This is a genomic window from Falsiroseomonas sp. HC035 (assembly GCF_050563525.1).
GTDB lineage: Bacteria > Pseudomonadota > Alphaproteobacteria > Acetobacterales > Acetobacteraceae > Falsiroseomonas.
Genome location: NZ_JBNXUN010000012.1, coordinates 152,425 through 166,619, shown reverse-complemented (window position 1 = coordinate 166,619; position 14,195 = coordinate 152,425). Strand labels below are relative to the sequence as shown.

Here is a 14,195-nt window from a genome sequence, read left to right as displayed (position 1 = left end):
ACGCATCGTCGAGATCTTCCTGCACAACCTGGAGTGCTGGCTGGATGGCCGGCAGGCGGACATGCGGAACGTGCTGGACAAGGCGCTGATGTACTGAATGAGGTTGGCCCGTTCGTGCGAGGGCGCTTTCGGGCTCGCGCGGTTGCTGGCCGAGAGTCTGGGGGCGAGGGTCGGATGCGCGAGCAGCAGCTCCGCATGGCGCAGCACGCCCCCGGACGTCTGGCGATAAAGCGAAGCGGACTCAGTCAATTACCCGGATCGGGATCCAGGCCAATCCGTTCGACCGTGCTTGCAACAGCGGTGCTATCCTTGCACGGTCCGCCTGACGCCGCGGCGCCGGCCGCATGTTCAACATCGGCGATCGGCTGTTGATCCGTGGTCATGGGGCGCAGGTCGCCGTCACGCAGCTTGGGCGGCGACGCCTCGCATCCAGGCCGCAGCACGATCGAGCATCTCGTGGAGGATTTCGGCATCGGTGCGCCCGGACCTCAACCGGACATGGAAGGCGTGGTCAGCCTGCTCCGACACGACCAGCGTCGCCCGTTCCCCCAGCTTCGCGACCACCGGCCGCAGGTGTGCCATGTCGGCGAGGGCGTCACGCGTGCCCTGAAGAAACAGCATCGGCACGCTGATCCGCGTGAGATGGTCCGCCCGTTCGTCGCTCGGCTTGCCCGCCGGGTGCAGCGGGAAGGCCAGGAAGACCAGCCCCGCGACATCCGGCAGTGGCGCCTCCGCCTGTGCCTGCGATGTCATGCGTCCGCCAAAGGATTTGCCCCCGGCGAAGAGCGGCACCTTTGGCAGTCTCTCGCGCGCCGCATCGACAGCAGCCCGGACGGTTGCCTGCGCGAGCGGCGGCCGATCCGGCCGCTTGCTGCCTGCCTCCATGGAGGGGAAATGGAAGCGCAAGGTGGCGATCCCCCGTGCATTTAACCCCTCGGCCACCGCGGCCATGAACGGGTGGGTCATGCCGGCGCCAGCGCCATGAGCCAGGACCAGGCAGGCCTCGGGACGTGGCGGCGCCATGAGCAGGGAGGACACGCCGTGCGCGCCATCGACCTGGATCTTCATGACGCCTCCGACGATCATTCTACGTTGGCCCCGGGACAGCCGACCCTACAGCGCATGAGCCGAGATCCAATCACGTGAAGATAGCCACCTTCAACATCAACAACGTGAACAAGCGCCTGCAGATCCTGCTCGACTGGTTGGCGGAGGCGCGGCCCGACGTCGTCTGTCTGCAAGAACTGAAGGCGGCGCAGAATGCCTTTCCTGCGGAAGCCATCAGGGCGGCAGGCTACCACGCGGCCTGGGTGGGGCAACCGACCTGGAATGGCGTCGCGATCCTCGCTCGCGGCGCAGCACCTGTGGTGACCCGCCGGGATCTGCCTGGCGATCCGAAGGATCTGCAAAGCCGGTACATCGAGGCCGCCGTCGGCGGCGTTCTCATCGGCTGCCTCTACGCACCGAACGGCAACCCCCAGCCCGGCCCGAAGTTCGCCTACAAGCTGGCTTGGCTCGAGCGGCTGATAGCCCACGCCGCGACCTTGCAGCAGGCCGGGATCCCGATCGCGCTCGCCGGCGATTACAACGTCGTACCCACGGATGCAGACATCTATCCGTCCAGGTCCTGGGCCAAGGACGCGCTGCTTCAGCCCGAAAGCCGAGCGGCGTTTGCCACACTGCTCGCGCAGGGCTGGACCGATGCGATCCGCGCAGGGCACCCGGGCGGGCCTGTCTACACATTCTGGGACTACAAGCGCGACCGCTGGCAGCGAGATGCGGGTCTGCGGATCGACCACATCCTGCTCAGCCCGGCGCTCAGTGAGCGGCTGGAGGCCGCGGGCGTTGATCGTGAGGTCCGAGGCTGGCAGGGTGCGAGCGACCACGCGCCCGCCTGGGTCGCACTACGCCCCGCAGGGAGGCGGCTGCGTCAGGCCCGCAGACGCTGACGGTCCTGGCGTGGCCGATCGGGTCCATCCTGGGATCAGCGAACCAGCCTCGCCTCAGGCGCGACCACCCGCCTCGCGGTACGCTTTCTGCGCCGCGGCTACTTTAGCCTCGGCAAGCCGGCGCACCTCCACATAGCTCGCCTCGGCTGCAGCCTTTTCGGCATCCAGGGCTGCCTGGCGTTCATCCAACTTCGCCTCCTCGGTCTTGCGCCGCTCTTCGACGGCACGCAGCGCCGCTTCGGCCTTGGTCAGCATCGATCGGTCGGGAGGTGGCGGCGGAGGTGGCGCCTTGGTCGCTGCTGGCTTGCCAGTCCGCCGGTTCGCCGTCCTGGGCGGCACATCGGGCAGTTCGGGAAGCGATGTCGGCTCGACCTCGAAGGGCCCGTCGGAGCCGACAGGCCGCTTCAGAACCGTCCCCGGATGCGCATTTGCCGCCGCAACGGCCGCCTCATTGGTCGTGAGCTTTGCCTGCCCGTCCGCAAATACATTTCGATGGACACCCCATGCCTGCATCGCCGCGGCCTGGCTCGGCGCTGCCACGACGGTGTCAAAAAAGCCGAAGTGGGCCTGGAACACCTTCAGCTTGCGGGCCTTTGCCATGACGATCCCATCTACTGCGTGCCAGGCCCGATCACTTGGCGCCCGCCGTGCTCGTGGCCATCCATTCCGTTCCGCCCAGACAGGCCGCTGGTCCTCTCGATCCGGGCTTGCGCCATTCACGGGCACCCCTGCGAACTCGGCCTGGACCAACGCGCACGCTACCCCTGCTTGCGAAGTGACCGTACGAACATCCGGCCTGCCTCTGCAAAGCCAGTGGCTCGGCAAAACGCATCGAGCGACGCCGCGTCTGGCCGGGCCAGGATTTCCAGGTCGCCGCAGCCCGCCACGCGCGCAGCTTGAGCGGCCGTCTTGACCAGAATGCGCGCAATGCCCTGACGCCGCTCCTCGGCGTTGACCAGCAGTGTCGTGATTTGCGCTGTCGGACGAGGCGCACGAAGCGTCGGATACCAATGCATCACCACCAGGCCGCTGAGCGGCCCCCATTGCAGGGCCACAAGTGCCGTTGAGGATGCCTGGCGCGATGCCACGATCAGTTCTGCCAACACACGCGCGTCGGTAACGTGCCCTGCCGTGGCGAGCAAGGTGGCCAAGCCAGGCGCGTCGCTTGCCGTGGCCGCGCGGATCTCAAGGCCGTAGCGTGACGTCAACACGTTGATCCCTGGATTTGACGGACCCTGTGGATGAACCAAGGATCAGGTCAATGGCACAGCGGTTATGCCCGACGCATCAGGACGCTGGCGACGGTGTTCTGGGTCCGGGCTGACCCGGTCTTGGCGTGAGCAGCGCTTTGCTTTGAACGCAGGAGAAGCCTTCGAAAGCTGCTGGTGCTGCACGGAAACCCGGCCGGCACCGGTCCGGCGATCAGGGCGAGCGACCTTGCACCGGAACCCCGGCTTTGATGCGTCGTTCCATATGCTTCGACCAAGGAACGAAGGGAACAGCGGCATGCCGGCCTCCCGGAATCGCCTCGAGCAACTCGCCAGGCTCGGCTATGCGGCGCGTGGCGCCGTGAGCCTGATCGTCGGGGGGCTCGCCCTGCTCGCGGCATTTGGGCAGGGCGGCGAAGCCACCGGATCGAAGGGCGCCCTCCAGGCCCTGATGGCGCAGCCGCTCGGCGAGATACTGCTGGTCGTCGTCGCCCTCGGCCTCTTCGGTTTCGCGCTGTGGCGTGCGTGCCAGGCGGTGCTCGACGCGGATGCGGAGGGCCGTTCTGCCAAGGCGCTCGCCGTTCGTGGAGGGCGTGCGCTTGCCAGCGTTACCTATGTCAGCCTCGGCATCTTTGCCCTTGGCCTGATCTTCGCTACCGGGCGTGGAGCCGATGAAGAGCAATCGGCGCAGGACTGGACCGCTTGGCTGCTGGCGCAGCCCTTTGGCCGTTGGTTGGTGGCCGGGGTGGGCCTGGCGATCATTGGCGCGGCGATCGGCATGGCGGCGAAGGCGTGGACTGCCTCATTCAGGCGCCACCTGGCCTGCGGTCCGGCCGCATCCTGGGTCGTCCCGCTCGGCCGGGCTGGTTTCGCGGCGCGCGCTGTCGTGTTCCTGCTGGTAGGCGGCTTCCTGCTCGTCGCAGCCTGGCAGACAGATCCGAGCGAGGCACGTGGCCTCGGTGGTGCGCTGGAGGCGCTGCAGCAGCAGCCCTATGGCCGGGCGATGTTCGCGCTGGTGGCGCTCGGACTCGCGGCGTTCGGCGCCTTCAATTTCGCACAGGCGCGGTTTCGGCGGATCGCCACGCCCGAGGCCGGTGAGGTCGCCGCGGCGGTCAGGGCAGGCACGGCCTGACGCTCTGATCGGCCGTCGCGGACGGTGACCGCCATGACCGCGCAGCCCCGAGGTCCTGGGCGGTCGTGGCAAGGGCGGCAGCGGCCGCCGCGTGGGACGCCGGTGGCCGGGCGCGCAGGCGCACCAGCCGGTCGGCGAGACGGATCGGCTTGCTGAGGTCGTCGCTGGCGCCGCAGCCCAGGCCGTCGAGCCGGTCCTGTTCGCCGACCGCGCCGGCTGGCAGGAGGAGGGGAATCCACAGCCAGCTCATTGGGGGTTGCTAGGCGGCATCGGCCGGGATCGTCAGGGTCCGGAGCATGGCCTGGCCGGCCTGCCAGGCATCCTCGGCGTAGCGGAAGGGCTGGTCGAAGTGCTGCAGGACGATGCCGTTGGCCTCGCGGAGGATGGACCAGCCCCAGGTCTTGGGGAGGCGCGAGCGGATTTCGACCTTCACGTAGCCGGCGATGAAGGGAGGGCGTTCTTGCATGGTTGCGACCTTCCAGGAGCGGCGGCCGGCCGATAGGGACGGACGGCGTGCGGGCCGGAGGTACCACAGCACGTTTCCGTGATGACAGCATCAAGTAAGCAACCCGACAAAAAGCCACGAACTAGCATGCCCTGGTTTCTTGACTTCCCGGCGATGCTACCGGAGGGCGATTCGTCGTTGTTTGGGGAGGCGAGGGCACAGGCGGAGACGCGCAAGTTCCTTGTGCAATTTGGGACTACCCCTTAGGGATTCTCACGGAAACGAGAGAAGGGGGTTCTGATGGCCAGAGGGATCGTACTTGTGCCGGCGATGTCCGTGCCGCTCTGGATCGGCATCTACTACGTTTTCAGCCTTCTCTTCTCCGCGGGATAGCCACGGCGCCAGGCGCGCCCGCCTGTGCCTGGCGTGCCACGCTTGGATGCCTGGCGCCCCTTCAGGCAAGGTCCATGCCCGGCGCCTCTGTGACGCCCGCAGACCTCTATCGGGGCTGCCGGCCACTCATGACAGGCCGAGCCGGCGCGCCCAGGATCCGGGCCCGCGCGGCGCGGGGGGCGCGATCTGCGTCACCTGAAACCGGTCCGCCACCGCCTCCGGCATCGCCACCGGGCCGAAGTAACGGTCGCCCCGCAGGTCGGCCGGCGCGCAAACGACCACGCCATCCTGCCACTCCCGCCGATCGACCGTCTCCGGCCAGTCGTCGCCGCGCCAGAGCAGCGGGCGCAACCCGCTCGCATCCTCCACCCAGTGCCAGCCGCTGCTCTCCGGCCTGACGGGGACACCATCCCACCTGTCGCTCATGCGCCTGTCCCAACCTGTGCCTGATATCTGCAGCGTAGCAAGCACGGTGCCGCCGCAGTGTGGCGAAAAGGGGTAACTCGAAGTCCATGGTTCGCCCTGCTGTGACCTGGCCGCTTATGGTGCTGCTCCAGGTCCGGCTCGGCGGCCAAGGCTGACATCGCCGAGCGGTTCAGGGATGACCGCTGCAGGGCGCAGCGGGGTCAGTAGGGATCCCATTCCTCACTGCGTTGAGCGCGCCAAGCGATCAGCCTGTGCCATACAGGGGTTGCCAGGATACCGCCCAGCAGTCCGACGACCAGCATCAAGGCCACGTCCACGACCGTCAAACCGCGACCAGGTCGAGCCGCTCGACCAGTCGTCGGTGCCGCCAAGTCGACGCAGCAACCGAGGCAAAGCGAAGCGCCAGCGACCGGCGCTTCGCCTGCTGCGTTGGCACGCCCGGCAGAGACCATGCGATCGCCGTCTCGCCGTCGGCCATCATCGCGTCTGCAACACCCACAGGGATCAAGCGTGCCGATGATCGGGCCAGATCGGAGGACATGTTCACGACCAGCAACACGGGCCGGTCAGTCGCCGCCAGGTGACCCATTGCCTGCCGCAGCATGAGGGCGAAATGCGCTGTAGCGGCGCGCTCGGTCTGGACCAGATCCAGTGGTTGGGCACGTCGAGGCGCAAATCCTGCCGTGGTCCGAAAGGCGGCGCTGATATGCATTTTGCTGGGCCTAATGGCTGCTGGGGTTTGCCTTACGGTTGCAAGGCAGCCGCTCGGGGGGGGCGGCAGAAAGGAAGTAGCGCAGCGACGCACACTCCAAATTTGACATATTGTTGAGAAAGTTAGTAAAAGGTTATTGTCCCGCCTTTGTGATGTTCTGCTGCTGCCATGAACTTCGAGTGGCGCGTCTCTTTGACCGCTCCACCTCAGGTACAAGACACCTGCACCACGCGTGGCGCCGCCCGCGGTCAATGTTAGGCCGCAGTCACTGGCCGGCCGGCTGGCTCAGGCCTTGTCGGGCGCCGCCAGGGTGCTGGAACCAACCGGACCTCATGCCGAAGCCAGCATTATCTGGCAGCCCAGGGCGGAGGGCGCGCCCGCAATGGTGCAGGACAGCAGACACCGTGGCGCATCATCATGCCGCCGCGAGACAGCCATCGACGCTCGCGAACTCGCCGGCGGCGGATAGCCCGGCGCTGCATCGGCCGCGGCTGGCCCGGCGTGCGGCACGCAGGCGCTCGACACCCCGAGCACCGACCGCACATGCACGCGGGCCGGGCGGCGCTCAGGACCTGGAAGTCCCCTCGGCGGCTTCCTTCATGATCTGCCTGTCGAGCGTCAACTCGCCACCCCCCGCTTCAGCCGCGGGTTCTCGCGCTCGAGATCCTTCAGCTGCCGCGCCTAGTCCACCTTCCGGCCGCCATGCTCGATCGCCAGCGATAGAAGTGCGCTTTCGGCGACGATCAGGCTACGGCAGATCTCCCTCCTTTGGGGCCCTGCGCCAGCTCTCCTTACAGGTGAATCCCGGTCAGGGGGGGAAGGGCAGCGCTTCAGGAAGCTGGTGAGCGCGCCGGTCCTTGACCGTCAGGTCGCGGGATCAACCCCGCTCGCCAAATAGGCGGCTCTCGCCCGTTCGCCCTTCAGCGCCGCAAGGAATGCCTCGGCCGCGGCGCGGTTCGGCGATTGCGCCATCATTGCCGCCGAGAAGGACGAGACCTGCTGCAGCTCCTCCGGGAATTTCCCGACCACCTCGATGCCGGGGACGACCATCAACTCACTCACCTGCTGCACGGCGAGATCCGCCTCCCCGGTCACCAGCTTTTCGGCGGTGAACCCGGCCGGGATCACCGTGGCGCGGCTGCGGACGGCATCGGCGATGCCAAGGCGATCGATCACCTTCTCGAGGTGGATGCCGCTGGCCCCGGCGCGTGAATAGGCGACGGACCGCGCCTGCAGCAGCGCCGCCTTGAACGCCTCGATGGTATCGATTGCCGGATGCGGCGCACCGGCTGCCACGGCGAGGCCGAGGCGGGAATGCGCCACCTCCACCCGCGTCGCCGGATCGACCTTGCCCTGCTCGACCAGCTCGTCCATCGAGGCCTTGATCAGCACGAGAATGTCAGCCTGCTCGCCGGCGGCGACCTTGGTCATGATCAGCGTGGTCGGCACCCAGTCGACCACCACCCTGTTTCCGGTGCTCGCCTCGTAATCCGCCACGATCCCGCCCTCGAAGGCACCGCGTACGGCGAGCCCTGACAGGATCTGGAGCGTCGCGCCCGACAGATTGGCCATGGGTTCTGCATCTCCTCCGATGGGTATAGGCTGGCCCCGTACAAGCCTGGCGGTCTGCCAGCAACAAGGTCCTCCCATGCCCTGCCGCATCGTGCTCCTTCACGCAACTCCCGTCGCCATGCAGCCGATCCAGTCCGCCTTCGCGGAACGCTGGCCGGAGGCGGAGACCGTCAACCTGCTGGACGATGGCCTCTCCCTCGACCGCGCACGCGTATCGGAGCTGACCGAGGCGATGATCGAGCGCTTCGTGGCCTTCGGGACCTATGGCCACCGCATGGGCGCGGACGGCATCCTGGTGACCTGCTCCGCCTTCGGCCCGGCGATCGACCGCATGATCGAGGCGCTTCCCATCCCCGTGCTGAAGCCGAACGAGGCGATGTTCCAGGCGGCGATCGCGCAGGGCGGACGCGTTGGCATGCTGGCGACCTTCGGGCCATCCGTCGGCACGATGACGGAGGAATTCGACGAATTCGTCGCCCGCAGCGGCCGGCCGGCGAGCCTGACCACCGTGCTGGTGGCAGATGCCATGGACCTGCTGAAGAAGGGCGATGCGGATTCACACAACCGCCTGGTCGCCGAGCGCGCGCCAGACCTTGCCGGGTACGACGCCATCATGCTCGCCCACTTCTCCACCTCCCGCGCCGCGGCGGCGGTGCGCAGGGTCGTGGACGTCCCGGTGCTGACGGCGCCGGATGCGGCCGTTCTGCGCATGCGGGAGATGATCGAGGCCCGCGCGGGCAGCTGACTGGTTCGCCGGGAATGATCGACGTCTCCCGGCCGGGGCGTCAGCCGATCTCCTTGGCCAGGCGCAACGCCAGCGCAACCAGGTGCCGCACCGGGTTGGCCGCCGCGGAGAAGGGCATCACGGACATGTCGCACACGTAGAGCCCTCGCCCTTGCCCGCCGCGGACCTCGAGGTTCTCCTCGACGACGCCGGGGGTGAAGTCCTGGTCATGGCGCGCCTTGCTCGGCATGCGCAGCGACCCGACCGCGTGGTGGACCGTGCCCCAGCCAAAGCCGTGGCCGTCCTGGCCCATCGTCTCCCACGGCGTCGCGGCGACGCCGTTGTTGTCGAACTTCCCAATGACCCTGCGCGCCATCCCGTTGATGAGGTCGAAGATCTCCTGGTCGGTCCTCTCCGGCCAACCAGCCAGGGCGGGGAAGCGGTTCCTGCGCAGGTGGTCCGTGTGGCTCTGGTTCCGGAAACGGATCTCGGGGACGTAGCCGAGGTGGTCCGCCGAGAGGATCGCGTTGTCCGGGTCCAACGGATTTCCGAAGCTGAACTTGATCTCGATGGAGGGGGGGCCCGCGGCCGGGAAAGGCTCGCTGGGCGAGGACGGGTCGTTCTCCCGCAGGTGCCAGTACTCGTGGTTGACATTCATCTCGATGTTGAAGGGATAGCGCACCGCCGCGCCGTCTCCCGCCAGCCCTCGGCTGTAGAGGATGATCTTGGCCGATATGCCCCGCGGGATCGCAAGGCCCGCGATGTGAGTGGCCTGGCTGTGGAACACGCCCGTGGTCGGATGGTCAGTCAGCCCCACCCCGATGAGGTCCTGCACCGACTGGTCGAGCGTCCGGCCGATGGTGCTGCGCCGCAGGAGCTTGGGGCTCTCGATCGACCCGCCCGCCAGCACCACGGTTTTCGCCCGGAAGAAGCGGGCCTCGCCGGTCAGCGTGTTGCGCGACACCACCTCTAGGCGCCCGTCCGGATCCGGAATCCGGATGACGTCCTCGACATAGTGGTTCAACAGCATCTTCAGACCCTGCGGCTCCGCGCCGGAATTGTGGTCGCCGGAGAGCTTGAGCTGGTTCACCAGCAACTCGGCGGTGTTGAACACGCCGGTGGACTCGCGCGGAAAATCCTTCGCCGCCTCGCCGCTGGCTTGCAGATAGGGCTGGTCCAGGGCGCGCGGCGTCTGCACGATCTCGAAATCCGCCGCGAGGTCGGTCGCGCGGAGGCGTTGCACGATGCCTTCGGCGACGTCGCCGAGCGTCAGCGACTGGTTCATCTTCCTGCCCGCCTCGTCCAGCAGGCCGCTGGTGAACGCGGCGCGCACCTTGTCGGGGAAGAAGTCCAGCTCCCAGTCCTGCAAGGTAGGTATCAGGCCGGACCAGAAGATGGAGCGGCCGCCCAGGTTCATCTGCGGGAACTCGCCGATGAAGAAGGGGTTGCCGTCGTCTCCGCGCTGCGCCGCCTGCCAGAACGTCCGGCAGCCGAAGCGCTTGGCCACCTGGTCGTTGGACAGGCGGGCGCAGTTGTAGACATGAGTCGGGTAGAGGAAGGTGCCGGCCTCCAGCACCAGGATCCTCCGCCCGTCCTGCATGTCGGCGAGGGCATCCGCTAGCACGCCGCCGCCGATGCCCGAGCCGACGATGATGATGTCGAAGTCGCCGCTGGCGCCGGTGTAGGAGGGCGAGACCCTCTGGAACACGGGGTTCAGGTCGGCGATGAAGTTCGGGAAGGTTCCGGGGGTGAACGTCATCCTGATGCACTCCGCGCGCGGTGTGATCCTGCCGGCGCGAGGCTACGATTTCAGTGCGGCCTGATGCTACAGCCGTGGCGTGGCGCCGGTCCCTGACCTGCCGATGAACCGGCCCCGGCTGAAGGCCTTCCCTAAAACGCCAGCACCTCCCGCGCCGCGACGAGGGTTCGGCGGGCGCCGGTCGTATGCAGCGCGTGCAGCCATCGTCGCAGCGGCGCGACGAAGGCCGGCCGTGTGCCGAGGTCGCCGAACACCGCCTCAACCGAGAGCAGTGGGGCCGGGTCCGGCCCGCCCTCCAGCGCCCGCTGCCGCAGCAGCGGGGCCAGCGCGTGCCGCAGCAGGATCGGCTGGCCGGCCTCGTCCTCCCCGGCCGCGCAGCGCATCCACGCGGCGACCGCAAGCGCGAGAAGATCCACCGGCAGGCCGTCGCGCAAGCGGTCACGCAGCGGGTCGAGCAGAATGGTGGGGGATCCATCGGCCACGATGCGGGCCGGCGTGTCGCGGATGGCGGGGTTGGCAAAGCGCGCGACGAGGCTGCGCTTGTAGGCCTCGAGGTCGACGCCCGGCACCGGCGGTACGGTCGGGCCGGTCTCGCGGTCCATCACCGCCCGCATCAGTGCCGCCAGGTCTGCATCCGCCAGGCAATCCGAGACATGGGCATGGCCGAGCAGCCGTCCGAGGCCCGCCACGGTATGATGGCTGGCATTCAGCAGGCGCAGCTTCATGAATTCATAGGGCCCGACATCCGGGACGAGTTGCGCGCCCACCTCCTCCCAGGGCGGGCGGCCGGCGGCGAAGTGGTCCTCGATCACCCATTGGCGGAAGGTCTCGCAGGGTACCGGCCAGCGGTCGCGCAGGCCGTGCCGCGCCGCCAGCGCCTGCCGGTCCTCCTCCGTCGTGCCGGGCGTGATGCGGTCCACCATGCTGGATGGAAAGGCGGCTTCGGCCGAGATCCAACGCGCCAGCGCCGGGTCGCGCATCTCCGCGAAGGCCAGCACGGCGTCGCGCAGCACGCGGCCATTGTGCTGGATGTTGTCGCAGGACATCGCCGTGAAGGCGGGCCCGCCGGAATCGCGGCGGCGGCGCAGCGCCTCCACGATCAGGCCGATGGCGGAGCGCGGCGCCTGCGGCGCGGCCAAGTCCGCGCGGATCGCCGGGGTCTGCGGGTCCAGTTGCTTGGTCGCGCGGTCCACGCAGTAGCCGTTTTCAGTCACGGTCAGGCTGACGATGCGGATCTCCGGCGCATCCATCGCGCGCAGCAGGGCGGCTGGGGAGGATGCGGCGTCGATCAGGCCGGCCAGGGAGCCGATCACCGTCGCGCCTTCCTCTCCCTCGCCGCGCTCGAGCAGTGTGTACAGCCCATCCTGCGGCGCCAGCGCTTCGATGATCCGCCGATCCGTCGGCATCAGGCCGGCGCCGAGGATGCCCCAGGACAGGGCCTCGGCGCGGCGTTCCATCAGGTCGTGCGTGTAGCGGGCCATGTGGGCCCGGTGGAAGTTGCCAGGGCCGAGATGCACGATACCGGCGCGCACTGCGGCCGGGTTGTAGGACGGGGTCCGCACCGCGGCCGGCACGGCCCGCAGCGTCGCGCGGCTGAGTTCGATCACGCTTTCCTCCTTGGCCTTTCAGACGACCAGAACCTCTGCCCCCGCCGCCCGCAGCGCCTTGCCGGTGGCGGCCGGGGCGGCGGCATCCGTGACCACCATGGCACCGCGCCCAGGCCGCGCCACGCGGCAGGGCGCGGCGCGGCGAAATTTCGTGGCATCCGCCACGACGAGAAGGCGCCCGGCGCCCGCGAGCATGGCGCGCGCCACCGCCACCTCGTCCTCGTGGTAGTCGAGCAGCCAGCCATCCGCGCCGATGGCGCCGACGCCGGTCAGCAGCGCGTCGCAGCGCCAGCGTCCGGCCATCTCGGCCGCCGTCGCGCCGGTCAGCCCGCCATTGCGCGCCTGCCAGGCGCCACCCAGCAGGTGCACCTTCATCCCTGGCGCGGCGCCGAGGATGCGGGCTGCCGCGCTGCTGTTGGTGACCACGAGCAGGTCGCGATGCGTCGCGGCCAGAGCCGCGGCCGTCGCCTCCACCGTCGTGCCGAGGGTCAGGAACAGCGAGGATCCATCCGGCACCAGCGTGGCCGCGGCCTCCGCGATCCGTGCCTTCGCGGCGCTGTTCTCCACGTGACGCACGGCATAGTCGGTGTTGGCGATGGAGGAGGGCAGGCTGGCGCCGCCATGGTGGCGACGCAGCACGCCCTTGCCGGCCAGTTCCGACAGGTCGCGCCGGATGGTCTGCGGCGTGACGGACAGGCCGATCGCCAGCTCCTCGATGCCCGCATAGCCGCCGCGGCGGCGCAGCGTGTCGAGGATTCCTGCATGCCGGCTGTCGGCGCCCATCCCTGCGCGTCCTTCCCTCGCCCTCGTTCCGTCGGCGGAAATCTGAGCGCGAAAACGAAAATCCACTTGCGGAATCGAACATAGGGCGTCTTCAATCCGCTCCGCAACAAGGCGCGTGATGTGCCGACTGCAACAAGATCACCGCGGTCCACCGCGGGATGGGGAGAACGGCCATGAAGCGGCGTGAGCTCATCGGTGGCGCCTTGTCGATCGCAACGGCCGCCGGAACGGCGCCGGCGCGCGCCCAGACCAGTGCCTTCGACTGGCGGCGGCAGGACGGCCAGACCATCAACCTGATGTTCAACAACCACCCCTGGTCACAGGCGATGCGCGAGCTGGTGGCGGAGTTCACCGCCCGCACCGGCATCCGCACCCGGATCGAGATCTTCAACGAGGAGCAGTTTCGCGCCCGGCTGACGACCTTCATGCAGGGTCGCTCCGCCGACCTCGACGTCTTCATGACGCTGGCGAGCCGGGAGGGGCCGGTGTTCCGGCGCGCCGGCTGGTATGCCGACCTGGCGCCGCTGCTGGCGGACCCCGCACTTACCGCCCCGGACTACGACGCGGCCGACTTCTCCGCCTCCATCCAGGGCGCCAATACCTTCGAGGGCCAGGTGGTCGCGGTGCCGATCAACCAGGAGGGGCCGCTATTCTACTGGCGAAAGGACGTGTTCGAGCGCCTGGGCATTGCCGAGCCGCGCTTCCTGGAGGACATTCCGGCGGCGGCCGCGGCGATCAAGGCGGGCGATACCAGCATCATCCCCTGGTCGGCCCGCGGCCTGCGCACCGCCATCCCCTACGCCTTCATCGGCTTCGTCAACAACCTCGGCGGGTCCGTCGTCACGGCCGATGGCAAGCCCGGCCTGTCGCAGCCCGGCAGCATCCGCGGGCTGGAGATGTATGCGAACCTGCTGAAGGATTACGGCCCGCCCGGCGCGCTGAATCACACCTTCACCCAGGTGATCGAGCTGCTGGGCTCGGGCCGCGTCGCCATGGTGCACGAAAGCAGCAACGAGTTTGCCAACATCATGCGCTTCCCGGGCCGTGCCAACGACCTCGGCGTGAAGGTGCTGCCGCCGGGACGGGAAAGCGGCATTTCAAAGCCGGCGGCGATCGGCTGGGGCATCTCGATCTCCAGCCATTCGCGTCGCCAGCCCGCCGCCTGGACGTTCCTGCAGTGGGCGACGTCCAAGGATACGCAGGCCAAGCTGGTCTCGGCCGGCGTCGCGCCGCCCCGCGCCTCGGTCTTTCGCGGCCCGGCCTTCGAGGCCTGGGCGGCGGAACAGCCGATCCGCCGCGCCTGGGCCGATGCGCTGGTGCAGCTGGGCCGGGAGGGCACCGGCGTGTTCCAGCCGCCGACCGACCGCATTCCGGAAGCGCGCGAGAAGATCGGCGATGCCGTGCAGCAGGTGGTCCTCGGCCGCGCAACGCCGGCCGAGGCGGCCCGCACGGCGGATGCAGAGCTTGCGAAGCTCCAGTAGGCGC

The 14,195-nt window shown here is 68.6% G+C and carries 16 protein-coding genes; 4 read left to right on the top strand and 12 right to left on the bottom strand.

What is annotated here, in order from left to right; translation table 11 throughout:
• Positions 1 to 245: 245 nt before the first annotated feature.
• Together ACLF3G_RS21950 and ACLF3G_RS21945 are read right to left on the bottom strand one after the other, a co-directional pair.
• Positions 246 to 383: a hypothetical protein gene (locus ACLF3G_RS21950; RefSeq protein ID WP_430671547.1), complete on the bottom strand. Its 138-nt coding sequence runs from the start codon at positions 381 to 383 to the stop codon at positions 246 to 248.
• Between the two features lie 16 nt (positions 384 to 399).
• A complete protein-coding gene (locus ACLF3G_RS21945; protein ID WP_430671549.1) occupies positions 400 to 1,023 on the bottom strand; it encodes an alpha/beta hydrolase family protein in 624 nt (207 codons plus the stop codon).
• A gap of 119 nt (positions 1,024 to 1,142) precedes the next feature.
• On the opposite strand from ACLF3G_RS21945, the gene ACLF3G_RS21940 reads away from it, so the two are divergent.
• Positions 1,143 to 1,949 carry an exodeoxyribonuclease III gene (locus ACLF3G_RS21940; RefSeq protein ID WP_430671546.1) on the top strand — a complete coding sequence of 269 codons (807 nt, stop codon included), beginning with the start codon at positions 1,143 to 1,145 and terminating at the stop codon, positions 1,947 to 1,949.
• Positions 1,950 to 2,003: 54 nt separating this feature from the next.
• On the opposite strand, the gene ACLF3G_RS21935 is transcribed toward ACLF3G_RS21940, so the two are convergent.
• On the bottom strand, positions 2,004 to 2,549 hold the full coding sequence (locus ACLF3G_RS21935; protein ID WP_430671545.1) for a hypothetical protein: 546 nt from the start codon (positions 2,547 to 2,549) through the stop codon (positions 2,004 to 2,006).
• Between the two features lie 158 nt (positions 2,550 to 2,707).
• A complete protein-coding gene (locus ACLF3G_RS21930) occupies positions 2,708 to 3,157 on the bottom strand; it encodes an N-acetyltransferase family protein (protein WP_430671544.1) in 450 nt (149 codons plus the stop codon).
• Positions 3,158 to 3,455: 298 nt separating this feature from the next.
• Between ACLF3G_RS21930 and ACLF3G_RS21925 the strand changes: the two genes are divergently transcribed.
• Positions 3,456 to 4,289 (top strand): DUF1206 domain-containing protein, encoded by an 834-nt coding sequence (locus ACLF3G_RS21925; RefSeq protein ID WP_430671543.1) that lies wholly within the window; start codon positions 3,456 to 3,458, stop codon positions 4,287 to 4,289.
• Here ACLF3G_RS21925 and ACLF3G_RS21920 read toward each other — a convergent pair.
• The 5 genes from ACLF3G_RS21920 to ACLF3G_RS21900 all read right to left on the bottom strand — a co-directional run bounded on the left by ACLF3G_RS21920 (position 4,270) and on the right by ACLF3G_RS21900 (position 7,837).
• Positions 4,270 to 4,539, bottom strand: coding sequence for a hypothetical protein (locus tag ACLF3G_RS21920; protein ID WP_430671542.1), 270 nt, complete (start codon positions 4,537 to 4,539; stop codon positions 4,270 to 4,272). The two genes, ACLF3G_RS21925 and ACLF3G_RS21920, sit on opposite strands and share 20 nt — an antisense overlap.
• Positions 4,540 to 4,548: 9 nt before the next feature.
• A complete protein-coding gene (locus tag ACLF3G_RS21915) occupies positions 4,549 to 4,755 on the bottom strand; it encodes a hypothetical protein (RefSeq protein WP_430671541.1) in 207 nt (68 codons plus the stop codon).
• A gap of 498 nt (positions 4,756 to 5,253) precedes the next feature.
• On the bottom strand, positions 5,254 to 5,553 hold the full coding sequence (locus ACLF3G_RS21910; protein ID WP_430671540.1) for a hypothetical protein: 300 nt from the start codon (positions 5,551 to 5,553) through the stop codon (positions 5,254 to 5,256).
• Positions 5,554 to 5,875: 322 nt separating this feature from the next.
• Positions 5,876 to 6,265, bottom strand: coding sequence for a hypothetical protein (locus ACLF3G_RS21905; RefSeq protein WP_430671539.1), 390 nt, complete (start codon positions 6,263 to 6,265; stop codon positions 5,876 to 5,878).
• Between the two features lie 864 nt (positions 6,266 to 7,129).
• Positions 7,130 to 7,837: a substrate-binding domain-containing protein gene (locus ACLF3G_RS21900; protein WP_430671538.1), complete on the bottom strand. Its 708-nt coding sequence runs from the start codon at positions 7,835 to 7,837 to the stop codon at positions 7,130 to 7,132.
• 118 nt (positions 7,838 to 7,955) lie between these two features.
• Here ACLF3G_RS21900 and ACLF3G_RS21895 point away from each other — a divergent pair, with 118 nt between their 5' ends.
• Positions 7,956 to 8,582, top strand: coding sequence for an aspartate/glutamate racemase family protein (locus ACLF3G_RS21895; protein ID WP_430671537.1), 627 nt, complete (start codon positions 7,956 to 7,958; stop codon positions 8,580 to 8,582).
• A 40-nt stretch (positions 8,583 to 8,622) separates the two neighbouring features.
• Here the strand turns inward: ACLF3G_RS21895 and ACLF3G_RS21890 are convergent, their stop codons facing one another.
• The 3 genes from ACLF3G_RS21890 to ACLF3G_RS21880 all read right to left on the bottom strand — a co-directional run bounded on the left by ACLF3G_RS21890 (position 8,623) and on the right by ACLF3G_RS21880 (position 12,710).
• Entirely contained in the window at positions 8,623 to 10,320 is a 1,698-nt protein-coding gene (locus tag ACLF3G_RS21890; protein ID WP_430671536.1) for a GMC oxidoreductase, read from the bottom strand.
• Positions 10,321 to 10,451: 131 nt separating this feature from the next.
• Positions 10,452 to 11,927: a mannitol dehydrogenase family protein gene (locus ACLF3G_RS21885; RefSeq protein WP_430671535.1), complete on the bottom strand. Its 1,476-nt coding sequence runs from the start codon at positions 11,925 to 11,927 to the stop codon at positions 10,452 to 10,454.
• Positions 11,928 to 11,945: 18 nt separating this feature from the next.
• On the bottom strand, positions 11,946 to 12,710 hold the full coding sequence (locus ACLF3G_RS21880; RefSeq protein WP_430671534.1) for a DeoR/GlpR family DNA-binding transcription regulator: 765 nt from the start codon (positions 12,708 to 12,710) through the stop codon (positions 11,946 to 11,948).
• Positions 12,711 to 12,883: 173 nt separating this feature from the next.
• Between ACLF3G_RS21880 and ACLF3G_RS21875 the strand changes: the two genes are divergently transcribed.
• Positions 12,884 to 14,191 carry an ABC transporter substrate-binding protein gene (locus ACLF3G_RS21875; protein WP_430671533.1) on the top strand — a complete coding sequence of 436 codons (1,308 nt, stop codon included), beginning with the start codon at positions 12,884 to 12,886 and terminating at the stop codon, positions 14,189 to 14,191.
• Positions 14,192 to 14,195: the final 4 nt, after the last annotated feature.